General features: G+C 59.4%; 22 protein-coding genes. 6 read left to right on the plus strand and 16 right to left on the minus strand.

The genetic code is table 11. The features are described from left to right. The first annotated feature begins 167 nt into the window (after positions 1–167). The gene (rne, locus tag AFK66_RS11615; protein ID WP_007782912.1) at positions 168–3356 is read left to right on the plus strand and encodes a ribonuclease E; all 3189 of its coding nucleotides are present in this window, start codon (positions 168–170) and stop codon (positions 3354–3356) included. A gap of 56 nt (positions 3357–3412) precedes the next feature. Here rne and AFK66_RS11620 read toward each other — a convergent pair whose 3' ends face one another. Next, positions 3413–4351 carry a LysR family transcriptional regulator gene (locus AFK66_RS11620; RefSeq protein WP_023898958.1) on the minus strand — a complete coding sequence of 313 codons (939 nt, stop codon included), beginning with the start codon at positions 4349–4351 and terminating at the stop codon, positions 3413–3415. 115 nt (positions 4352–4466) lie between these two features. On the opposite strand from AFK66_RS11620, the gene AFK66_RS11625 reads away from it, so the two are divergent. Further along, positions 4467–5699: an MFS transporter gene (locus AFK66_RS11625; RefSeq protein ID WP_032968117.1), complete on the plus strand. Its 1233-nt coding sequence runs from the start codon at positions 4467–4469 to the stop codon at positions 5697–5699. Between the two features lie 81 nt (positions 5700–5780). Here the strand turns inward: AFK66_RS11625 and flgL are convergent, their stop codons facing one another. The 11 genes from flgL to flgB form a co-directional block, all read right to left on the minus strand. After that, complete coding sequence (gene flgL / locus AFK66_RS11630; RefSeq protein WP_007782898.1) at positions 5781–6743, minus strand: flagellar hook-associated protein FlgL; 963 nt, start codon at positions 6741–6743, stop codon at positions 5781–5783. A gap of 14 nt (positions 6744–6757) precedes the next feature. Next, positions 6758–8416, minus strand: a complete 1659-nt coding sequence (flgK, locus tag AFK66_RS11635; protein WP_007782895.1) for a flagellar hook-associated protein FlgK — start codon at positions 8414–8416, stop codon at positions 6758–6760. 75 nt (positions 8417–8491) lie between these two features. Next, positions 8492–9454, minus strand: coding sequence for a flagellar assembly peptidoglycan hydrolase FlgJ (flgJ, locus tag AFK66_RS11640; protein WP_007782892.1), 963 nt, complete (start codon positions 9452–9454; stop codon positions 8492–8494). Beyond that, positions 9454–10551: a flagellar basal body P-ring protein FlgI gene (locus tag AFK66_RS11645; RefSeq protein WP_023898960.1), complete on the minus strand. Its 1098-nt coding sequence runs from the start codon at positions 10549–10551 to the stop codon at positions 9454–9456. Before AFK66_RS11645 ends, flgJ begins: the two co-directional genes overlap by 1 nt. Positions 10552–10563: 12 nt before the next feature. After that, positions 10564–11262, minus strand: coding sequence for a flagellar basal body L-ring protein FlgH (gene flgH / locus AFK66_RS11650; RefSeq protein ID WP_032968102.1), 699 nt, complete (start codon positions 11260–11262; stop codon positions 10564–10566). Between the two features lie 55 nt (positions 11263–11317). Then, the gene (gene flgG, locus AFK66_RS11655; RefSeq protein ID WP_004385210.1) at positions 11318–12100 is read right to left on the minus strand and encodes a flagellar basal-body rod protein FlgG; all 783 of its coding nucleotides are present in this window, start codon (positions 12098–12100) and stop codon (positions 11318–11320) included. 16 nt (positions 12101–12116) lie between these two features. Then, positions 12117–12875: a flagellar basal body rod protein FlgF gene (locus AFK66_RS11660; protein ID WP_004385211.1), complete on the minus strand. Its 759-nt coding sequence runs from the start codon at positions 12873–12875 to the stop codon at positions 12117–12119. A 20-nt stretch (positions 12876–12895) separates the two neighbouring features. Next, a complete protein-coding gene (flgE, locus tag AFK66_RS11665) occupies positions 12896–14125 on the minus strand; it encodes a flagellar hook protein FlgE (RefSeq protein WP_007888947.1) in 1230 nt (409 codons plus the stop codon). A gap of 26 nt (positions 14126–14151) precedes the next feature. Beyond that, positions 14152–14832, minus strand: a complete 681-nt coding sequence (flgD, locus tag AFK66_RS11670) for a flagellar hook assembly protein FlgD (RefSeq protein ID WP_007782878.1) — start codon at positions 14830–14832, stop codon at positions 14152–14154. An 11-nt stretch (positions 14833–14843) separates the two neighbouring features. After that, a complete protein-coding gene (gene flgC / locus AFK66_RS11675; protein ID WP_004385214.1) occupies positions 14844–15248 on the minus strand; it encodes a flagellar basal body rod protein FlgC in 405 nt (134 codons plus the stop codon). Between the two features lie 12 nt (positions 15249–15260). After that, positions 15261–15674, minus strand: coding sequence for a flagellar basal body rod protein FlgB (flgB, locus tag AFK66_RS11680; RefSeq protein WP_007782876.1), 414 nt, complete (start codon positions 15672–15674; stop codon positions 15261–15263). A 153-nt stretch (positions 15675–15827) separates the two neighbouring features. Here flgB and flgA point away from each other — a divergent pair, with 153 nt between their 5' ends. The 3 genes from flgA (at position 15828) to flgN (ending at position 17306) form a co-directional block, all read left to right on the plus strand. Further along, positions 15828–16487 carry a flagellar basal body P-ring formation chaperone FlgA gene (flgA, locus tag AFK66_RS11685; RefSeq protein ID WP_007782875.1) on the plus strand — a complete coding sequence of 220 codons (660 nt, stop codon included), beginning with the start codon at positions 15828–15830 and terminating at the stop codon, positions 16485–16487. A 96-nt stretch (positions 16488–16583) separates the two neighbouring features. Then, the gene (flgM, locus tag AFK66_RS11690) at positions 16584–16877 is read left to right on the plus strand and encodes a flagellar biosynthesis anti-sigma factor FlgM (RefSeq protein WP_004385218.1); all 294 of its coding nucleotides are present in this window, start codon (positions 16584–16586) and stop codon (positions 16875–16877) included. Positions 16878–16880: 3 nt separating this feature from the next. Beyond that, positions 16881–17306, plus strand: a complete 426-nt coding sequence (flgN, locus tag AFK66_RS11695; RefSeq protein WP_004385219.1) for a flagella biosynthesis chaperone FlgN — start codon at positions 16881–16883, stop codon at positions 17304–17306. Positions 17307–17466: 160 nt separating this feature from the next. Here flgN and murJ read toward each other — a convergent pair whose 3' ends face one another. From murJ to rimJ, 4 genes are all read right to left on the minus strand, one after another. Continuing rightward, positions 17467–19002: a murein biosynthesis integral membrane protein MurJ gene (gene murJ, locus AFK66_RS11700; RefSeq protein ID WP_023898965.1), complete on the minus strand. Its 1536-nt coding sequence runs from the start codon at positions 19000–19002 to the stop codon at positions 17467–17469. Positions 19003–19116: 114 nt separating this feature from the next. Further along, on the minus strand, positions 19117–20040 hold the full coding sequence (locus tag AFK66_RS11705; RefSeq protein ID WP_007782866.1) for a Gfo/Idh/MocA family protein: 924 nt from the start codon (positions 20038–20040) through the stop codon (positions 19117–19119). A gap of 2 nt (positions 20041–20042) precedes the next feature. After that, on the minus strand, positions 20043–20696 hold the full coding sequence (locus AFK66_RS11710; protein ID WP_023898966.1) for a YceH family protein: 654 nt from the start codon (positions 20694–20696) through the stop codon (positions 20043–20045). Between the two features lie 9 nt (positions 20697–20705). Continuing rightward, entirely contained in the window at positions 20706–21290 is a 585-nt protein-coding gene (rimJ, locus tag AFK66_RS11715; protein WP_007782863.1) for a ribosomal protein S5-alanine N-acetyltransferase, read from the minus strand. Positions 21291–21555: 265 nt separating this feature from the next. Between rimJ and mdtH the strand changes: the two genes are divergently transcribed. Next, a complete protein-coding gene (gene mdtH, locus AFK66_RS11720) occupies positions 21556–22764 on the plus strand; it encodes a multidrug efflux MFS transporter MdtH (protein WP_007782862.1) in 1209 nt (402 codons plus the stop codon). Positions 22765–22793: the final 29 nt, after the last annotated feature.

The following is a 22793-nucleotide window of genomic DNA, read 5'->3' on the forward strand; positions in this document are numbered from 1 at the left end:
GCTGTATTTCCACCTGAAATACAGGCTACCGACACTCTGCGCCTCTTAAGCGTTCGACAACCGGGAGGTTGACGGCGCGAACAGTCACGAGGCCATCGGTTCACTCCCGGTCAGCGTCACCATGCCCGCAGCTTTGTCGTCAATGTAAGAATAACGAGTAAGTTACGATGAAAAGAATGCTAATTAACGCAACTCAGCAGGAAGAGTTGCGCGTCGCCCTCGTGGATGGGCAACGTCTGTACGACCTGGATATCGAAAGTCCTGGACACGAGCAGAAAAAAGCGAACATCTACAAAGGCAAAATCACCCGCATTGAACCCAGTCTCGAAGCCGCATTTGTAGATTATGGCGCCGAAAGACACGGTTTCCTCCCCTTAAAAGAAATCGCCCGCGAATATTTCCCCGCAAACTACGCCTCTCATGGTCGTCCGAATATTAAAGATGTCCTGCGCGAAGGCCAGGAAGTCATCGTTCAGATAGACAAAGAAGAGCGTGGCAACAAAGGCGCAGCGCTGACGACGTTTATCAGCCTCGCGGGCAGCTACCTCGTGCTGATGCCGAACAACCCGCGTGCGGGCGGTATCTCTCGCCGTATCGAAGGCGACGATCGCACCGAGCTTAAAGAAGCGCTTTCAAGCCTCGAACTGCCGGATGGCATGGGGCTTATCGTGCGCACCGCAGGCGTCGGTAAATCCGCCGAAGCGCTGCAGTGGGATTTAAGCTTCCGCCTCAAGCACTGGGAAGCCATTAAAAAAGCCGCTGAAAACCGCCCGGCACCGTTCCTTATCCATCAGGAAAGTAACGTCATCGTGCGCGCATTCCGCGACTATCTGCGCCAGGACATCGGCGAAATCCTGATCGATAACCCGAAAGTCCTTGAGCTGGCCCGCCAGCACATCGCGGCACTGGGTCGTCCGGATTTCAGCAGCAAAATTAAGCTCTACACCGGTGAAATTCCGCTGTTCAGCCACTATCAGATAGAATCCCAGATTGAGTCCGCCTTCCAGCGCGAAGTGCGTCTGCCGTCCGGCGGCTCGATTGTTATCGACACCACCGAAGCGCTGACCGCCATTGACATCAACTCCGCCCGCGCGACCCGCGGCGGCGATATCGAAGAGACGGCGTTTAACACCAACCTGGAAGCGGCGGATGAAATCGCCCGCCAGCTGCGCCTGCGTGACTTAGGCGGTCTTATCGTTATCGACTTCATCGATATGACGCCGGTACGCCACCAGCGCGCGGTGGAAAACCGTCTGCGCGAAGCGGTGCGTCAGGATCGCGCGCGCATCCAGATTAGCCATATTTCCCGCTTCGGCCTGCTGGAGATGTCCCGCCAGCGCCTCAGCCCGTCGCTTGGCGAATCCAGCCATCACGTCTGCCCACGCTGTAGCGGCACCGGCACTATCCGCGATAACGAATCTCTGTCGCTCTCCATTCTGCGTCTGATTGAAGAAGAAGCGCTGAAAGAGAACACCCAGGAAGTTCACGCTATCGTTCCGGTGCCTATCGCCTCCTATCTGCTTAACGAGAAGCGTGAAGCCATCACCGCTATCGAAACCCGTCAGGGCGGCGTGCGCTGCGTGATCGTGCCGAACGATCAGATGGAAACCCCGCACTACTCCGTACTGCGCGTGCGTAAAGGCGAAGAGACGCACACCCTGAGCTACATGCTGCCGAAGCTGCATGAAGAAGCGATGGCGCTGCCGTCTGAAGACGAATACGCCGAGCGTAAACGTCCGGAGCAGCCTGCTCTTGCCACATTCGTGATGCCGGACGTGCCGCCTGTGCCGCAGGAAACCGCGACGCCGAAAGCCGAAACCGTGGCACCGAAAGCAGTCGCCAAAACCGCAGAGCCTGCGAAAGAAGGCTTCCTGAGCCGCGCCATCAGCGCGCTGAAGAGCCTGTTCGCCAGCGAGCCGCAGGCACAGCCTGTCGCGAGCGAGCCGGAACAGCAGCCTGCGAAAAACCGTGACGAGAAGCAGCAGGAGCGCCGTAACGGCCGTCGTCAGAACAACCGTCGCGACCGTAACGAACGTGGCGACCGCAGCGAACGCGGTGAGCGTCCGTCCCGTGATAATCGCGACAATCGCGAGAATCGTGACAACAGCGAAGCGCGCGAAGAGAACCGCCGTAACCGCCGCGAGAAGCAGCAGCAGAACGCCGAAGCGCGTGAAGCCCGCACACCAGTCGCTGAAGAAGCCACTGAAAAACAGAAATCCCGTGACGATCAGCCGCAGTCTCCGCGCCGCGAACGTAACCGCCGTCGCTCTGATGAGAAACGTCAGGCGCAGCAGGAAGTCAGCGCGCTGAACCGTGATGAGGCTGTGGAAGAGACGGAACAGGAAGATCGCGTTGTTCAGGTGATGCCGCGTCGCAAACCGCGCCAGCTGAGCCAGAAAGTGCGTATCGAATCCGCAGCGGAAGCAGAAGCTGTCGGCACCACCGACGCGCCGGTTGCTGAACCGCGTGAAGAAGCCGCACCGCTGGCGCTGCCAGCCAACGTGGAAACACCTGCCGTCGCTGAAGAGACCAACCAGACGGGCAGCGAAAATGCCGGTATGCCGCGTCGCTCCCGCCGTTCTCCGCGTCACCTGCGCGTCAGCGGCCAGCGCCGCCGTCGTTACCGTGACGAGCGTTACCCGACCCAGTCGCCGATGCCGCTGACCGTCGCGTGCGCGTCTCCGGAAATGGCGTCCGGTAAAGTCTGGATCCGCTACCCGCTGCCGCGTGTGCAGGAGCAGGAAGAGCAGCAGCTGGAGCAGAACACCGCGCCGGTGGCTGAAACCCAGGCGACCGAAGCACCGGTTGCGCCGGTCGCTGAAGCCGTAGTGGTCGAACCGTCTGTGGTGGAAGCTGCGCCGCAGGAGCCGGTGGTTGAAACCACGCATCCTGAAGCGATTTCCGCGCCGGTTGACGCTGAGCCGCAGCTTATCGAGCCGCAGGATCAGGCCGTCGCTGAGCAGGTCGCACAGGAAGCCGTTCCGGCTGACGCCCCGGTCGCTGAAGAAGCGCCTCGTGAAGAGACCGCTGCTGTCATCGCAGAAAGCGCGCCTGAGCAGGCACCTCAGCCGGAAGCGATCGCGGATGAGCCGGTGAAAGCTGCGGAAGCCGCGCCGGTGGTAGCACCGCAAGCGCAGGAAGACGACGTGAAAGCGCCGGTCGTGGCTGTTGCGTCCGCAAGCGTCGCCTCAGCACCAATGACCCGCGCACCGGCACCGGAATATGTCCCGGAGCCGCCGCGTCACAGCGACTGGGTTCGCCCGGCGTTCGAGTTCAGCGGTAAAGGTTCGGCGGGCGGCCACAGCGCCACCCACCAGGCCTCGGCACCAGCCACACGTCCTCAGCCGGTGGAGTAACCCTCCCCGCACAAAAAAGCCGGTCATTGACCGGCTTTTTTATTGCCCGACTTCCACTACCTTTTGGTGGCAGTCACCTGCCGCATTCCTGCGAGATCGGGCATGACCGCTTTCATCAGTTCGAGAAAACGGCGCAGCCGCGCCGGGTAATAACGCGCCCACGGATAGAGCAGATATACCGGCAGCGCGGGTGCCTGCCACTGCGGTAACAGTTGCACCAGCCGTCCCTCGCGCAAGTCTTCCTCCACCGCCCACGCCGAAACCATGCCTGCGCCAAGCCCGTTAAGAATGGCGCGGCGGATAGCATACAGGCTGTCGGAACTAAGCCGCGGCATCACCGTAAACGCCTGCCGCTCGTCGCTCCCGGTATGATGCAGCGTGACTTCACGCCGGTAAAATGTACTGAGCGCCACCCACGGTAGCGCGGCGAGACTGTTAATCTCCTCCACGGGCGGGTGACGGGCCAGCAGATCGGGCGACGCCACCACGATGCGCGGCACCTCGGCGAGCTCGACGGCAATTACCGACGGGTCGATATCCGGGCCAACATGCAGCGCGCAGTCGATATTATCGCTGATGAAATCCGGCGACTTGTCATTCAGCATCCAATCGACGCACAGGCCCGGATAACGATTTAAAAACTCGGTCAGCGGCGCGATAAGCTGATCCTGACCAAACGCGTGCGGCGCTCGCACGCGCAGTACGCCGACCGGCTCCCCTTCGGCGTTTTTAATTTCATCTTCCAGCGCCTGCCAGCTTGCCAGTACGCTACGGGCATGCTGATAGCAGCGTTCGCCGTCATCGGTGAGTTTCATGGCGTGCGTGGTTCGCAGCAGCAGTCTCGCTCCCAGCAAGTCCTCCAGCGATTTCAGGCGACGGCTGACGGTCGCCTGGGTGGTATTCATCTGCTGCGCGGCGGCGGAGAGCGAGCCGCTCTCAATGATCCGCACAAAGGTATGCATCAGCTCCACGCGATCTATACGCTCAATACCCATAAGATTTCACCCTGTCATACGCCACACGTATAACCGTTTTATCATGTCGGCCTCTACCGCGCCAGCCGCCGCGGGCGGACAATCCTCCGCACTGACTACTCACGAGGGTTTTAACATGAATAACCATAACAACGCTGCACAACCCGCCCCTGGGCTATCACGGTGGTTGATACTAATTCTGGCCATGGCGACGGGCCTGAGCGTCGCCTCGATTTACTACGCGCAGCCTATCCTGCCGCTTATCGGCAGCGATCTGCATCTGAGCGTTGACGGCATGGGGCTTATCCCGACGCTGACCCAGGCGGGCTACGCGCTTGGCATCCTGTTTCTGCTGCCGCTGGGCGATCGCCACGACCGCCGCATGCTGATTCTGGTGAAGTGCCTGGCGCTCGCCGTCATGCTGGCGCTCTACAGCCTGAGCGGCGGATTGCACAGCCTGCTGGTATTAAGCCTGCTGGTGGGCATGATGGCGACCATGGCGCAGGATATCGTGCCCGCTGCCGCCATCCTCTCGCCTGCCGGTCAGCAGGGTAAAATCGTCGGCACCGTAATGACCGGGCTGTTGCTTGGCATCCTGCTCTCCCGCTCGGTGAGCGGCGTTATCAGCGCGGCCTTCGGCTGGCGGGTAATGTATCAGCTCGCCGCCGCCAGCATCGCGCTCATTGGGCTGGTGCTGTGGCGCGTACTACCGCGTTTTGAAACGCATGCGACGCTGAGTTACCCGGCTCTCCTGCACTCGATGGGCGGCCTGTGGAAACGCTACCCGACGCTGCGCGGCGCGGCGATGGCGCAAGGGTTTCTGTCGATTGGCTTTAGCGCGTTCTGGTCGATGCTCGCGGTAATGCTGGCCGATAAATTCCACATGGGAAGCGCCGTCGCGGGGGCTTTCGGCCTGGCGGGGGCTGCGGGCGCGCTGGCCGCTCCGCTCTCCGGCGCGCTGTCGGATCGCTTCGGCCCGGCGCGTGTCACGCAGCTTGGCAGCCTGCTGGTGATGATCTCATTTGCTGCGATGTTTGCGCTGCCGCTGCTTTCGCCTTCCATGCAGTTAGTGCTGATTGCCGTTGCGGCGGTTGGGTTTGATTTAGGGTTGCAGTCGTCGCTGGTGGCGCATCAGACGCTGGTTTACAGCCTGGAGCCAAAAGCGCGCGGTCGTCTTAACGCCCTGCTCTTTACCGGCGTGTTTGTCGGCATGGCGCTCGGTTCGCTGCTCGGCAGTAAAGCCTGGGCGCTGGGCGGCTGGCCTGCGGTCGTGGCGCTGGCAACGTTTGCAGGCGGCGTGGCGCTGGTGATTCGCCTCACGCAGAAAGCGCGTCCGGCAGAGATTGCAGCGCAACAGGCTGCACGATAAGCAAAAAAAAGCCCGCCTCAGAATAACGAGGCGGGCATATCAGGCATGCCCGGTTTCATGACATGCTTCAAATCGACAAACTTACTTATTCAACTGGAACAGCGACATGCCCTGCATATCGCTAAACGCTTTGTAGGAAGCCTGAAGCGCCGCCTGCTGCATCACGTAGGAAGAGATGGCCGAGTTCCAGTCCACATCCACCAGGTTACTCATCTGCGCCGTCTGGCCCAGCGTACGTTCAGCGCCCAGCTGATCGAGGTTTTCCAGCTCTTTCTGCTGGGTACCGACTTCCGCCAGCACGGTGCCGACGTTATCCAGGGCGTTGCTAAGCCCACGAGAAGTTTTGGAGACAGCGTCCAGCAGGCCCTGCTGGGTCGTCTCATCCGCGCCTTCCATCGGCGTTTTCAGCGCGGCGATAGCGGAGTCGAGCATTTTGAACAGGTTGGTTTCGCTCGGCGAGCCATCCGGCTCCGGCTTGGCGTTGCTGGTGATGCGGTCGAACACCAGATCGCCGGTATGGCCGATAACCATCGTGCGCGCGGAATCCACCTGCTGCGTGATGTTTTCGGTGCCACCGTTATAGGTGATATTGCCAGCCGTACCGGAAAACGGCGCGGCATCGGTTTTGTAGCCGGCGAAAATATAGCGGCCGTTACCGTCGGTGCTGTTTGCCAGGTTCAGCAGCTGATCGCGCATCCCCTGCAGGTCAGTTGCGACGGACGCGCGGTCGGTGTCGCTCAGCGTGCCGTTGTTGGCGTAAACGATTTTTTCCTGCGCGGAGGTGATAACGCTGGTCACCTGAGACAGAACGCTCGACTCCAGCGACACTTTCTGCGTCGCGAAGGTACGCGCCTGAGTGTATTGCTCGTTTTGCGCCTGCGCCTGGGACAGCACCACAGCCTGGGCTGCGGCGATCGGATCGTCAGACGGACGGTTAACGCGTTTGCCGGTGGACATCTGCTCACCGTATTTCAGCCAGGTACTCTGCGAGTCGGTAATGCCCCGCATGTTCTGCTGATACATCATTTGTGTACTAATACGCATCGTTCGGTTCCCTGTTAGCGAATCTGGAGAAGCGCGTCAAACAGCGCGGACGCGGTTTGCAGCACCTGCGCGTTCGCCATGTAGTACTGCTGATAGCGTTGCAGGTTGCCGTACTCTTCATCCAGGTTAACCCCGGAAATGGACTGCTGCTGGTTAGTCAGCTGCGTGACCACGTTAGTCTGGGTGGTGCTGGAGCTTTTCAGCGTGTTGGTTTTGTTACCCACTTCACTGATAAACGCCGCATACGCATCGTTAAACGTTTTGCTGCCGCCGACGACTTTGCTGTTTTGCAGATCCAGCAGCGCTTTGCCGTTACGGTTGTCGCTCTCACCAGAGGTCGCGTCTGACGCCATCGCGATTTCAGACTCGTCGTGGATATTCACATCCATGCTGATGATGACGTTGCTGACCGGCTTCACGGTAAAGGTGTCTTTGTTCGCCGCCGCACCGGAGATATCAATCTTCAGGCCATCAAACTCCAGCGCGGTCACGTTGCCGGCGCCGTCGGTGGTCGGCGTCGCGTTCACGCTGACGTTGTCAGACAGGCGGGTCACTTTCCAGTTCGAGCCGTCGAACGCCATCTGATAATCGCTGGCTTTCACCGCCGAGCTGTCGGTAATGGTCGCGGTCAGCGACGCAGAGCCGGTGTTGCGCGAATTGCTCATCGCCTCGGCAGAGCCGAGCTTAAAGAAAGCCTTACCGACGTCGCCGTTAGCGTCAAAGCCCGCTTCGTGTTGTTTGTTAAACGCGTCGCCGAAAGCGAGGGCTATCTGGCCGAGATTATTACGCGCCTGGTCGAGATCTTCGCGACGGAAGGCAAACAGGCCGCCCAGCGAACCGGTCGTTACCAGTTTTTCCGGGATCTCAATGTTACCGGCGGTCTTGTCGACAAACGCAATCGTCGTGCGGGCCGGATCGGCGCTGGACGGCACGGCAGCCACCTGGCTTGCTTTGCTGCCCTGCACCAGGTTATAGCCGTTCGCCATCGTGACGTTAAAGGTGTTGCCATCCTGAACAGACACATCCACGCCGACGATTTTATTCAGTTCGCTCACCAGTTGATCGCGCTGATCCAGCAGATCGTTTGGCGACGCGCCCGCGCCCATACCGGTCAGGCGGGTGATCTGCTCGTTCAGCGACGCAATCTGGGTGGCGTAGTTGTTGATCTGCTGGACGCTGGCGGCAACGGCCGTATTGACCTGTTTATCCTGGTCGCGCAGATACTGATCCACCACTTTAAACTGGTTTACCAGACCGTCTGCTTTACCGAGCAGGGTCTGACGCGCAGCAGGATCTTCGGCGTTGCTGGCCAGTGTCTGCAGGCTTTTGAAGAAATCCTGCATGGTGGTGGAGATGTTATTGGTGGTGCCAGAGACCATATCGTCGATTTTCGACATCTGCTCATAGCGGGTGGTTAAGCCGCTGCTCTGGTTTTGCGCGGCGTTCAGCTGATTGGTGATGAACGCATCATATTCACGCTGAATACCAGAAACATAAACGCCGTTGCCGACCCAGCCGCCCTGCGTCATGGTGCTGTTAGACTGCCCCAGAACGGTGGTCTGGCGGGTATAGCCTGCGACGTTATAGTTAGAAATATTATTGCTCACCGTGCTCAGTGCGGTTTGTGCCGCACTCAGGCCACTCATGGCGCTATTAATTAAGCTACTGGACATGGAGGTTCCTTTTGAACATTCATATGCGGGTCCTGACGATAATTATCGGCAGCGCTTAAGAGAACTTGAGTGGTTTCAGAACAGCGACGAGATATCCTGGCTGTACGCTTTGCTCACCTTTTCACCCAGCGATTTCATCTGCTGGATCATGCTGGTCAGCTTGCGGGCGTAGTTCGGATCGGTCGCGTAGCCAGCGTTCTGCAACGCTTTCGCCCCTTCTTCCGCCGACGCGGCCGTGGTCACCGCCGCATAGCGCGGGTTGCGCGTCAGCATGCCCACGTAATCGGAGAGCGCCTCAAGATAGGAGCCGTAAACGCGGAACTTCGCCTTCACTTTTTTCGCTTCGCCGTTTTCATATTCGGTGGTGGTTATCTCAGTCACCGGCCCTTTCCAGGATGAGGTCGCCTTCACGCCGAAAATGTTAAAGCTCGGCTCGCCGTTCTCTTTGCGGATCTGGCGCTGGCCCCAGCCCGATTCCAGCGCGGCCTGCGCCAGAATCAGGTGATGGGGAATACCGCTCTGCTGACTCGCAAGCTTCGCAGGCAGCGCAAGCTGCGCCAGGAAGTCTTTGCTGTCGCCGGAGAGCGGCTCTTCGTTTGACGGCGCTTTCGGCATCGCCTGGCGCACAATCTGGGTAATCGCCTGGTTGCGGTAGCTGTTCATAGTGTCGATATCAAACTTCATCGGCACCTGAGCCACGTTATCCGCGGCGGCGGGCTGCTCTGTAGAAGCCGCCTCGCCACCCATCTGTTTCACCATCATGTCAGCGAGGCCTAAGCCTTTGCCCGCCGTCATCTGCTGGGCGATTTGCTGATCGTACATGCTGGTATAAAGCCGGGTCTGATCGCTACTGAACAGCCCATCCTTGGGCAACGCTTCGCGCATGCTTTTCAGCATCATTTGCACGAACATCCCTTCCATCTGACGGGCAACCGATTTCAGGTTGCTGTTCGGATCCTTTGCGACCTTCGCTTTCAGGTCGTTAAGGGATTGCGCGTCAAAGGCGGCGCTGGACAGTAATTTGCTATCAGTCAGCATCAGATGATTTCCAGTTTGGCGCGCAGACAGCCCGCGCTTTGCATGGATTGCAGAATCGACATCAGATCCATCGGCGTGGCACCCAGCGCGTTAAGCGCGCGCACTACGCTGTTCAGGTTGGCGCTGGAGGTTACGCGCTGCAGCGCGCCGCCACTCTGGCGCATATCGATCTGGGTTTGCGGCGTCACGACCGTCTGGCCGCCGCCAAACGGCGTATTCGGCTGACTGACGTTGGCCTGCTGGTTGACCGTCACAGAGAGGTTGCCCTGCGCGACCGCACAGCTGTCGAGCGACACTTCGCGGTTCATCACCACCGAGCCGGTGCGTGAGTTAATAATGACTTTGGCGTCCTGCACCGCGACGTTCACTTCCAGGTTCTGAATGCCTGCCAGCAACTGCACCTGAGAGCTGCCGCCACTCGGCGCGCGCACCTGAACGGTACGGGCGTCCAGCGGCACCGCAGAGCCATAGCCGCGTGCGCGGTTGATGGTGTCGGCAATCTGCTGCGCCAGCGTAAAGTCATCATTATTGAGTTGCAGATTAATGGTGTTGCCGGAGCCAAACTGGGTCGGCAGTTCGCGCTCGATTACCGCGCCGTTGGTAATACGCCCGCCGTTAAGCTGGTTCACCTGCACGCTGCTGCCGCCTGCGGAAGCGCCCGCGCCGCCAATCAGAATGTTGCCCTGCGCCAGCGCGTAAACCTGGTTATCGACGCCTTTCAGCGGGGTCATCAGCAGCGTACCGCCGCGCAGGCTTTTGGCGTTACCCATGGAGGAGACCACCACGTCGATAGCCTGCCCCTGGCGCGCGAACGCCGGGTAAGAGGCGGTGACCATCACGGCCGCCACGTTTTTCAGCTGCATGTTGGTGCCCGCCGGAACGGTGATCCCGAGCTGCGAGAGCATGTTGTTCAGGCTCTGGGTGGTAAACGGCGTCTGGGTCGTCTGGTCACCAGTGCCGTCGAGGCCCACCACCAGGCCGTAGCCGATCAGGGAGTTTTCACGCACGCCCTGTACGGTGGTTAAGTCACGAATGCGGTCAGCCTGCGCGAACGTCGCGACGAGCAACAGCAGGAATCCTGTAAGCGATTTAAACATTTTTCACCTCTGTTACATCGGCGATAAATTAAGGAAGAAACGCTGTAGCCATCCCATGTTCTGCGCTTCATTGATGTAGCCGTTGCCGACATATTCGATTCGGGCATCCGCCACCTGGGTGGACGGTACCGTGTTGCTGCCGCTAATGGTGCGAGGGTTAACCACCCCCGAGAAGCGGATAAATTCTGTGCCCTGGTTGATGGCAATCTGTTTTTCACCGACCACGTGCAGGTTGCCGTTGGCGAGAACCTGATCCACGGTCACGGTCAGCGTGCCGCTGAAGGTGTTGCTGGCGTTAGCGCCGCCTTTGCCATTAAAGGTATTGCCGCCGGATGCGCTGACATCGGCGCGCGCATTGCCGAAGAGCCCCTGCAGATAGCGCGGAACGGTGTCGAGACCAAAGTTGGTCTTGCCGTCGCGGCTAGCGTTCGCCGACGAGCTTTTGCTCGCGCTGACGTTTTCTTGCAGCTCAATGGTGAGCGTATCGCCGACGTTACGTGGACGACGATCTTCGAACAGCGGTTGATAACCGTAGTTAATCTGCTGTACGGACTGGAAAATGGAACCGTTAACCACCGGCGCGGGGGCAGGTGCGGGCTGCGCGGTCGTCGCGCCCTGAACCAGCGGAGTAGATGGCACCCACGCACAGCCCGACAGGGTGAATGCGAGAGCTATCGCGATAGGGCAGAGTTGCGCACCGGTCTTTTGCATTGCTTTCATCTTCGTAGTGGCGTTCGGTGTGGCTTACGCCACACCGAAACAGGCGTTAGAGTTGCGTCAGTTTTTGCAGCATCTGGTCAGTGGTGGAAACCGCTTTACTGTTAATCTCGTAAGCGCGCTGCACCTGGATCATGTTGACCAGCTCTTCCGCCACGTTGACGTTAGAGGTTTCGACATAACCCTGATACAGCAGCCCTGCACCGTTCAGGCCCGGCGTGCTTTCGTTCGGCGTGCCGGAGGACTGGGTTTCGGTGTAGAGGTTTTCACCAATGCTTTCCAGACCGCTGTCGTTCATAAAGGTGGTCAGGTTGATCTGGCCGACCTGTACCGGCGCCGCCGTCCCCTGCTGGGTCACGCTCACCACGCCGTCGCGACCGACGGTGATGCTCAGCGCGTTCGCAGGAATGGTGATAGCCGGCTGAACCTGGAAGCCGCCCGCGGTCACGAGCTGGCCGTTCTGATCCACCTGGAAAGAACCGTCGCGGGTATACGCGGAGGTGCCGTCCGGCAGCAGAACCTGGAAGAAGCCCTGGCCTTTAATCGCGACATCTTTGCTGTTGTTGGTCTGAGACAGGTTGCCCTGCGTGTGCAGACGCTCGGTGGCGACAGGGCGCACACCGGTACCAATCTGCAGGCCGGAAGGCAGCGTCGTCTGTTCAGAAGACTGCGCGCCCGGCTGGCGGATGGTCTGATAAAGCAGATCTTCAAACACCGCGCGCTGACGTTTGAAACCGTTGGTGCTGACGTTCGCCAGGTTGTTGGCGATAACGTCCATATTGGTTTGCTGGGCGTCGAGGCCGGTTTTGGCAATCCATAAGGAACTGATCATAGTGTCGTCCTGTTGATTAACTTATCGACAATAACTGGTTAGCGCGCTGCTCGTTTTCATCGACGCTGGTGATGATTTTCATCTGCATCTCGAAGCGGCGGGCGTTGGCTATCATGTCGGTCATGGCTTCCACGGGTTTCACGTTACTGCCTTCCAGCACCCCGGACATCAGGGTGACGGTTGGGTCGGCCTGTAACGTCGCGCCGCGGGCGGTCTGCGCCTGCTGGTTTAAACGAAACAGCCCGTCGTCGCCGCGAACCACTTCCTTCGCGCTGGCTTTAACCATCTTCAAACGGCCCACCGGCGCGATAGTGTTCGGGGCATCGCCCGGGTTCAGTACGGAAATCGTACCGTCGGCGGCAATCGTGACTTCCGCGCCTTCCGGCACCACGACCGGACCGCCCTCGCCCATCACAGGATTTCCCTGAATGGTGAGCTGGCCGGTTGCTGTGCGCTGGATGTTACCGTTACGGGTATACGCTTCGGTGCCATCGGGTGCCTGCACCGCCAGCCAGCCGTCGCTGCCCTGAATGGCAACGTCCAGCGGACGGGAGGTGTAGTCGAGCGACCCCTGGCTCATATTCACGCCAGGGGTGGACGCCGTGACCAGCGTGCGGGTTGGCAATGACAGCCCTTCTACCGGCACGGCGCGCAGCGCGTTGAGCTGAGCGCGAAAGCCAGGCGTTGATGCGTTGGCCAGGTTGCTCGCCGTGACAGACTGCTGGTTCAGCGTCTGGCTGGCTGCGCCCATGGCGGTATAAATTGCGTGATCCATTAAGCCATCCCTTCAGACAATTAGCGCAGGTTAACCAAGGTATTGAGGATTTGGTCCTGGGTCTTGATGGTCTGCGCGTTCGACTGGTAGTTACGCTGCGCGACGATCATGTTGACCAGTTCTTTACTCAGGTCGACGTTGGAGGCTTCAAGCGCGCCGCTGGTCAGCTTGCCGAAGTTGCCGGTACCGGCAGAGCCCAGCAGCGCCACGCCAGAGGCGGTGCTCGCAGACCAGACGTTATCGCCCTGAGAAGAGAGACCTTCCGGGTTGGCGAAGTTCGCCAGCACGATCTGGCCCAACAGCTGGCTCTTCTCGTTGGAGTAGTTACCGACCAGGCTGCCGTCTTCGTTCACCTGATAACCCACCAGGTCGCCCGGCTTGTAGCCGTTCTGGTTGGAGGTCAGCAGGACGTTAGCGCCGGAGTTCTGCTGGGTGGTGCCGGTCAGGTTCATGCTGAAGGTGAATGCCGCGGAGCCGTTCAGGGACGCCACGGAAATCGGTACCTGCTGGGAGCCTGCCGGAGCCGCGTTAGTGATGCTGGTCAGAGCACCGCTGTCGCTGAAGGTCAGGCTGGTCAGTTTGGTCGGTGTAGAGCCGCTTACGCTGGTGTCGTTGTTATAGACATCCCACTGGTTATCCGCGGTTTTCACGTAGTACAGCTTCAGGTTGTGTTCGTTACCCAGGCTATCGTAAACGGTCAGCGGCACGCTTTTGTTAAAGGTGCTGGAGTTAGCCGGGTCAAACGGGGACTGCGCCGGAACGTCGTCAGAGGAGTTCAGGTTCATCACGAAGTTCGCGCTGGTGGTCTGGCTTGCCGGCATCTGCGCGGTCGGGATGGTCAGCGGAATCGGGTCTGCGCCCTGCTGAATGGTCGGCGGGGTGCCGGTTGCCGGGTAGCCGGTCACCTGCATACCCTGCATGTTCACCAGGTTGCTTTTTTCGTCCAGTTTGAACTGGCCGTTACGGCTGTAGAACACGCCGCCGTTGCTGTCGAGCAGACGGAAGAAACCGTTCTGGCTGATAGCCACGTCCAGCTTACGGCCGGTGTTGGTGGTCACGCCGTCGCCGAAGTCCTGGGTGATACCCGCAACTTTAACGCCGAGGCCCGCTTTCGAACCGGCAAACATGTCGGCGAAAGAGACGGAGCCAGACTTAAAACCATAAGTGGCGGAGTTGGCAATGTTGTTGCCGATAACGTCGAGGTTGGTGCTGGCAGCATTCAGACCGCTGACCGCTTGTGAAAAGGCCATTTCTTACTCCTGATAAGATTGAAGGCTTAAATAATTTGCCGTACCTGGTCGAGTGTGGTGGTCCCGTAGGTGCCAAGATCCAGCAGATTCGAACCGTTGCTTCGCGTAATGCCGTTCACCAGCGCGAAGTTAAGCGGCTGTGCGACCAGCTGGGTGCCTCCGTTGCTTGCGGCAATGGAGACGTTGTAGGAGCCATCCGGCGCCTTAGTGCCGTCGCTCATCGTGCCATCCCATGAGAAGGTATGAACGCCAGCGCTCAGTGCGCCGATTTCGATGGTACGAACGACTTTCCCGCTCTTATCAGTGACAGTGGCGGTAACTTTATCTGCGGCCTGTTGCAACTCGACGCCAAACGGTGTCGTGGTGTCCTTGCCGGTCAGAATGGTGCTGCCCGGGATCATTACGCCGTGGCCGATAAGCGCGCTCGCCGCAAGCGACTGGCTGTTATCGATCTGGCCGGAGATAGATCCGAGCGTGGTGTTCAGTTTCTCGATGCCGCTCACGGTGCTGATCTGCGCAAGCTGCGTGGTCAGTTCGTTGTTCTGCATCGGGTTGGTGGGGTCCTGGTTTTTCAGCTGCGCCACCAAAAGCGTCAGGAAGCTGCTTTGCAGATCCGAGGCATTGCTCCCGGTCAGGCTGCTGCCGGCGGTTGCACTGCTGGTACTGCTGGTGCTGTAACTTTCGTTAATGCTGGACGTAACCGACATTGTTTTCTCCTTTATTGACCGAGCGTGAGCGTTTTCAGCATCATGCTTTTCACGGTGTTCAGCACTTCAACGTTGGCCTGGTAGCTGCGTGAGGCGGACATGGAGTTCACCATCTCGCCCACCACGTCAACGTTCGGCATACGGACGTAACCTTTAGCGTCCGCCAGCGGGTTGCCTGGCTCGTAGACCAGTTTGTCCGGAGCCTGGCTTTCGACGACATCCGTCACTTTTACACCGCCGGTCGCAGCACCTGGCGCGGCATCAACCTGAAAAACCACCTGCTTTGCGCGATAAGGCTGACCATCCGGCCCGGTCGCACTGTCGGCGTTGGCAAGGTTACTTGCCGCCACGTTCATGCGTTTGGATTGCGCGGTCATCGCGGAACCGGCAATGTCGAAAATATTTAAAAGCGCCATCGCTTCTTAACCTTACTGTTGCTGCAGCACGGACATCATGCTTTTGATTTGGCCGCCAAGAACCTGCAGATCGGTCTGATACTTCAGGCTGTTGTCAGCAAACTGGGTACGCTCACGGTCCATATCGACGGTGTTGCCATCCATAGACGGCTGATCCGGCACGCGGTACAGCAAATCAAGAGAAGCGCCGGTCGACGCCTGAGCCGGAATATGGCGCGATGAGGTCAGGGCGAGCGTCATGGTGCTGCCTGACGCGCGGCCCTGATCCATCACTTTTTTCAGTTGGCTGGCGAAATCAATATCGCGCGCCTGATAACCTGGGGTATCGGCGTTGGCGATATTGGCCGCCAGAATCTCCTGACGCTGAGCGCGTAAATTGATTGCTTCCTGTTGGAAGCGCAGCGCGGCGTCCAGTTTATCGAGCATGATTCCTCCACTTAGTCTGGTGAGTGTGCACAGCTTACTGTTCCTCACGCGTGCGTTATCGTTGGAATAAACGCAAAATGCGTCGCTATTTGTTGCCTTGAACAAAAACAGAGCAGAGTAGAATCCTCCCTGTTCCGAAAGTGGAGAAGTGCAATGAAGAGCCTGAAATTCTGTCTCGCCGCGGGTTTGCTCCTGTTAAGCCCCGGCATTTTCGCCGATGCGCTCAACGCGCAGCTGACGCCATTCTTTCTGCAGCGTCTGGCGGGGATCAGTGATGCGGTAGTGGTGACGGTGAAAACGCCGGAGCCGCAGAGACTCACCTGCGACAATCCTGATTTCAGCCTGCCGGGCAACGCGCGTTTATGGGGAAACCTCAGCGTGCAGGTGCGTTGCGGCGAACAGAAACGGTATATGCAGGTTAACGTTCAGGCCTTCGGAAACTACGTAGTGGCCAGTCAGCCTGTCGCGCGCGGCGGCATGCTGGATGAGTCTAACGTCCGCCTGGAACGTGGCCGGCTGGATCTCCTGCCCCCAAACGCTATGCTCAATCTTGACCAGGCGCGCGAAGCTGTTACTCTGCGTGACCTCGCGGCAAACCAGCCGGTAATGCTGTCGATGGTGCGCCAGTCCTGGCGCGTAAAAGCGGGTCAGCAAGTCCAGATCCTCGCCAACGGCGAAGGCTTTAGCATCAATGGCGAAGGCCGCGCCCTCAATAATGCGGCGGTGGCGCAAAACGCCCGAGTCAGAATGGCCTCAGGCCAGGTGGTCAGCGGCATCGTGGGTTCTGATGGGATTATTCTGATTAACCTGTAATCTTTATAAAGAATTCATCGTGGCTGCCGATATAGTTAATCAACTAACGATGAATATCGGCTCTACGCCGCGAGCCCCTCTATGAGGAAAAAATCAATGAGCATTGAACGCACGTCACCCCTGAAACCAGTGAGTACGGTGCAACCGCGCGAAAACAGTGAACCGCAGGCACCGAAAGCCCGTCCGACGGAAACCGCGGCGGCTGGCAGTGCCAGCGTCACCTTAAGCGGCGCCCAGGCAAAACTGATGAAGCCAGGCGCTGATGATATCAACGTTGAGCGTGTGGAAGCGCTGAAGGCCGCCATTCGTAATGGCGAGCTGAAAATGGATACCGGCAAAATCGCCGATGCGCTTATCCAGGAAGCTCAGAGTTTCTTGCAGGATAAATAATCTATGAGCCGTCTGTCAGAAGTGTTAGACCAAATGACAACTGTCCTGAATTCGCTGAAATCTGTGATGGATGCGGAGCAGCAGCAGTTATCCGCGGGCAGTCTCAACAGCAGTGCGCTTCAGCGCATCACTGAAGAGAAAAGCTCGCTGCTGGCCACGCTGGACTATCTTGAACAGCAGCGCCGCAGCGAACAGAAAACGCACCGCGACGCGCCGCCGGATATGGCGCAACGCTGGCAGACGATCACTCAGAAAACCCTGCACCTGCGCGATTTAAATATGCATAACGGCTGGTTGCTCGAAGGGCAAATGGCGCGTAACCAGCAGGCGCTGGCGGTGTTAAAACCGATGCAAGAGCCAGCGCTTTACGGCGCAAACGGGCAGACTGCCGCGAATATGCATCGCGGCGGGAAGAAAATCGCCATCTGACCGTAAGGTCCTGGGTTAAGAAAACGCCATTCCGGCAGGGAAATCCTGCCGGAAGGTTTTTTCACATCTTAATAAAAGCATTCTGAACATCGGGCATAAAAAACGCGCCGGGGAAAACCCACCGGCGCGTTTTTGGTAGCCGCGTTTACCGCCGTTCGGTTTACGCCGTACGGCGCGCGAAATCCCGCACGCGGAAGCCAAGCACGGTGAGCGTCGCGAAATAGGCGATAACGCCTGCGACCACCACGCCCGCAAGACGCAGCAGACGCAGCGGCATGCTGCCCTGCGCCCAGTCCGGCATGAAATGCATCACGCCGATAAGCGCCGCAGACATTACCAGCACTGCGATAATCAGCCGCGTTAAAAACGCGCCCCACCCCGGCTGCGGCTGGAAAATTTTACGCTTACGCAGCTGCCAGTAGAGCAGGCTCGCGTTAAGACAGGCCGCAAGACCAATCGAGAGCGCCAGCCCCGCGTGTTTCAGCGGCCCGATAAACGCCAGGTTCATTACCTGGGTCATGATGAGCGTCACGATGGCGATTTTCACCGGCGTTTTGATGTCCTGGCGCGAATAGAACCCCGGCGCCAGCACTTTCACCACGATCAGCCCCATCAGCCCGACCGAGTACGCCACCAGCGCCTGCTGGGTCATCAGCGCGTCGTGGCCGGAGAATTTGCCGTACTGGAACAGCGAAACGGTGAGCGGTTTGGCGAGAATGCCGAGCGCCACCGCGCTTGGCAGCGCCAGTAAAAAGCACAGGCGCAGGCCCCAGTCCATCAGGCGCGAATATTCGTCATGGTTGCCGCTCGCGAAGCTTCTCGACAGCGACGGCAGCAGAATAGTCCCCAGCGCCACGCCCAGTACGCCGGACGGAAACTCCATCAGGCGGTCAGCGTAATACATCCAGGAGACCGAGCCGGAGACCAGGAACGAGGCGAAAATCGTGTTGATGATGAGCGAGATCTGGCTCACCGATACGCCGAGAATGGCAGGCCCCATCTGTTTCATGACGCGCATCGCGCCCGCATCTTTAAAATTAATGCGCGGCAGCACCAGCATGCCGATTTTCTTCAGGTGCGGCAGCTGATAAACGAGCTGCAACACGCCGCCGACCGTGACCGCCCACGCGAGCGCCAGCACCGGCGGGTTAAAGTACGGCGCGGCGAAAAGCGCAAAGCCAATCATGCTGATATTCAGAAACGTGGGCGCAAACGCTGGCACCGAAAAGCGGTTCCAGGTGTTAAGGATTGCGCCCGCGAGCGAGGCCAGCGAAATCAGCAGAATATAAGGAAAGGTAATACGCAGCAGCGACGAGGTGAGCGCGAATTTATCGGCCGTATCGGCAAAGCCCGGCGCGGTCACCAGGATCACCCACGGTGCGGCCAGCATACCGGCTATCGTCACCACAAAGAGCGCCAGCGTCAGCAGGCCAGAGACATACGCCACAAACACACGCGTGGCGTCTTCGCCCTGCTTGCTTTTATATTCGGCGAGGATCGGCACAAACGCCTGCGAGAACGCGCCTTCGGCAAAAATACGCCGCAGCAGGTTCGGCAGTTTAAACGCCACAAAGAAGGCGTCAGTCGCCATCCCGGCCCCGAACACCCGCGCCACGATGGCGTCGCGCGCAAACCCGAGCACGCGGGAAAACATCGTCATCGAGCTGACCGCAGCCAGCGACTTCAGTAAATTCATTGTTGTTCTTTCCCATAAACACCGACGCCTGCAGGGCAGGCGTCAGGGGCTTTTCAGCGAAGCGCCTAGTCTACTCGACTGAAAGGGAAATACTACTGGCAGATGCGCCCACCCTTACTCGCGCATCGCCTCGCGCCAGAGCCGCTCCACCACGCGCTGGGCGAGAAGCGCCTGCTCGCCGGCGGTTTCAGGAACCGTCTGATTCTGCACGCAGTCGATGAAATGCCGCGCACAGCCTGCAAAACCGCGCTGCTCCAGCGTACTCTGCCAGCCAGGCACCGGACGCTGCACCACGCCTGCGCCGCGCTCTTCGCGCCACTCGCGCATGTCGGTCACGTCAATCAGCGCGCCGTAGGTGACCGCCTGCACCCACTCGCGCTGGCTACCGGCGCGGCGGTGCATGCTGGTAGTGATTGACAGATCGCCGCGGCGGAAATGGTGTTCGGCGTACCACATCTCGCCCTGCGCGGTGGTTTGCAACGCGCCGCTCGCAAGCGTCGCTTCGCCGCCGCCGAGCCACAGCGCGGTATCCACCAGATGCAGATAATCATCCAGTAGCGTAAAGCGCAGATCATGGGGGCCAACGCTGTCGGCGCGGTGTTTATCCATACGCAGCGACGCCCCCGCCCCCAGCGCGTTTTTTAGATCGCGATAGAGCGGCGCGAAACGGCGGTTGAAGCCAACCATCAGCGTAAGATTACGCTGTTTCGCGAGCGCGACCAGACGCTCGGCGTCGGCGAGGTTTTCCGCCAGCGGTTTATCGACGCAGACATGGACACCCGCGTTCAGTAATTCGCTCACCACCTGATAATGACTGCTGGTGGCGCTGTGAACGAAGACCGCGTCGCACTGTGCGGCCAGCGTCTTAAGCGAATCGATATACGGCATCCGGTACGCCTCGCAGACCGGCAACGCTTTGGCGCGCGTCGGGGAAAATGCTCCCGTGAGCGTCCAGTCCGTCGCCTGTGACAGCACCGGCAACCAGGCTTTTTGCGCAATACCGCCAAGCCCGACCACCCCAACGCGTAATTTCGCCACGATTATTCTCCCAGGTGACCTAACAGTGATTCGAGGCGCTCGCGCAGTTCCGCCACCTCAAGCTCCAGCGCCTCAACGCGCGCGGTTAAGGCGTCGGTGTCCACGCCTGCGGTTTCGTTGCTCGCGGCAAGCGTTGCGGTATCCGGCTCGCCGCAAAACAGGTGCATATAGCGGCTTTCACGCTTGCCCGGCTCGCGCGCCAGCCGTGTGACAAACGGCCCGTCTTCACGGGTTGCGAGCGTCTCAAGCGCGCTTTCAAGCGCCGCCGTGTCGCTGAACTCATGCATGCGCGCCGCGCGACTGCGCAGCTCGCCCGGCGTCTGTGCGCCGCGCAACAGCAGTGTGGTGACCAGCGCCACTTCGGCGGGCGTAAATTTCAGATCGCCAAATTCAGAATTACAGAAGCGCTGCTCATATTTCGTCACGCGGTTGCCGAAACCGCTGACGGTACGCAGATAATGGCGTTTCACCAGCTGATCCAGCGTCTCCTGCACCTGCGCCTCGCTCAGGTTCATCACCGGCTCGCGGTTGGTTTTCTGGTTGCAGGCCGTAACCACGCCGTTGACCGAGAGCGGGTATTGCTCAGGCGTGGTGACCTGTTTTTCCAGCATACAGCCGATGACGCGCGCTTCCAGCGCGCTGAACTGATGTTTCATGGTTCCTCCTCAGCGCCCCGGCGTCCATTCGCGCGCGGTGAGCGCGGCCAGCACGTGATCGCGCCAGACGCCGTCTATCAGTAAGTAATCTTTGGCATAGCCTTCTTTCTCAAATCCGAGTCGCGCCAGCAGGTCGCCGCTGCGCTGGTTATGCGGCATATAGTTGGCCATGATGCGGTGCATATGCTGGCTGCGCTGCATATAGCGAATGGCGCTGGTGAGCGCTTCAAACATCAGCCCCTGCCCCTGCCACTTTTCGCCCAGCGAATAGCCGAGATAGCAGGCGTGGAACGAGCCGCGCACCACGTTGGAAAAGTTAGCGACGCCGCGAATTTCCGTTTCTTCCGGGTCGAGCAGCGCAAAGTAAAAGGCGCTGCCCTGTTTGTGGAGTTCGTTGATCATGCCAAGCCGCGCCTGCCAGCCAGAGGGGTAGCAGTGGCTTTCATCGCGGACAGGCTCCCAGGGCTTCAGAAACTGGCGGTTCTCGGCGTAATAGTCCGCAAGCCGCCATGCGTCGCGATCGTGCACCAGACGCACCACCAGACGATCGGTCGTTAATCTTACTTTCGGCACGTTACTTCGGTAGCCAAACATCGATACCCTGCTCCTTTCCCGGCATTATTCCTCGATCCTGCCCCGGACAGCGCGCTGTCGCGGGCATTACGTTTTACTATAACCGCGCCGAACAAAACAGTGAAAACAGCAACATGCCATTCTTTGACGCGCCACGCGGCCTGACGATGAATTTCATCAATCAATCATAGCGATCGATAAAAAAATATTGTCGCGCAAAACATCACCACCGCACGCGCCAGGCCGTAAGATAGTGCGGTCACTTCGCTTTTTCCCTGGAGGGGAAATGTCCCGCGTCTCGCAGGCAAGGAGCCTGGGTAAATATTTCCTGCTAGTTGATAACATGCTCGTGGTACTGGGCTTTTTCGTCGTCTTTCCGCTTATTTCCATCCGCTTTGTCGACAGCCTCGGCTGGGCCGCGCTCATGGTGGGCATCGCACTCGGCCTGCGTCAGCTCGTTCAGCAGGGGCTTGGCATTTTCGGCGGCGCCATCGCCGACCGTCTTGGCGCGCGGCCCATGATCGTCACCGGTATGCTGCTGCGCGCGGCGGGCTTTGCGACGATGGCAGTCGCCCACGAGCCGTGGGTGCTGTGGCTCTCCTGCGTGCTCTCCGGGCTTGGCGGCACGCTTTTTGACCCGCCGCGCTCGGCGCTGGTGGTGAAGCTGGTACGTCCTCAGGAACGCGGCCGCTTTTTCTCATTGCTGATGATGCAGGACAGTGCCGGTGCCGTAACGGGGGCGCTTATCGGCAGCTGGCTGCTGCAATACGATTTCCGGCTGGTGTGCGGCGTCGGTGCGCTGCTGTTTGTGCTTTGCGCGGGCTTTAACGCCTGGCTGCTGCCGGACTGGAAGCTCTCCACGGTACGCACGCCGCTGCGCGAAGGCATGGGCCGCGTCCTGCGCGACAAACGTTTTGTCACCTACGTACTGACGCTGACCGGCTATTACATGCTGGCGGTGCAGGTGATGCTGATGCTGCCGGTGATGGTCAACGATATCGCGGGCGAACCGGCGGCGGTGAAATGGATGTACGCCATTGAAGCCGTGCTGTCGCTGACGCTGCTCTATCCGCTGGCGCGCTGGAGCGAAAAACGGTTTCGCCTTGAACACCGCCTGATGGCCGGGCTGCTGGTGATGACGTTCAGCCTGGTGCCGATTGGCCTTGCGAGCAACCTGCAACAACTGTTTACCTTAATATGCCTCTTTTATATCGGCTCGATTATCGCCGAACCGGCGCGTGAAACCCTGAGCGCGTCGCTCGCGGACGCCCGCGCGCGTGGCAGCTATATGGGCTTTAGCCGTCTCGGCCTCGCCTTTGGCGGCGCGCTCGGCTACGCGGGCGGCGGCTGGCTGTTTGACGCGGGCCGCGCGCTTAATACGCCGGAGCTGCCGTGGGCGATGCTTGGCGTTATTGGTGTCGGGACATTCCTGATGCTCTGGTGGCAGTTCAGTCAGAAACGGCTCGCGGCGGGGCTGGTGGAGCAGGAAAGTTAATACCGGGGGGCGTTTGCTCCCCCGAGTTT

Source organism: Cronobacter malonaticus LMG 23826 (assembly GCF_001277215.2).
In the GTDB taxonomy this organism is placed as follows: domain Bacteria; phylum Pseudomonadota; class Gammaproteobacteria; order Enterobacterales; family Enterobacteriaceae; genus Cronobacter; species Cronobacter malonaticus.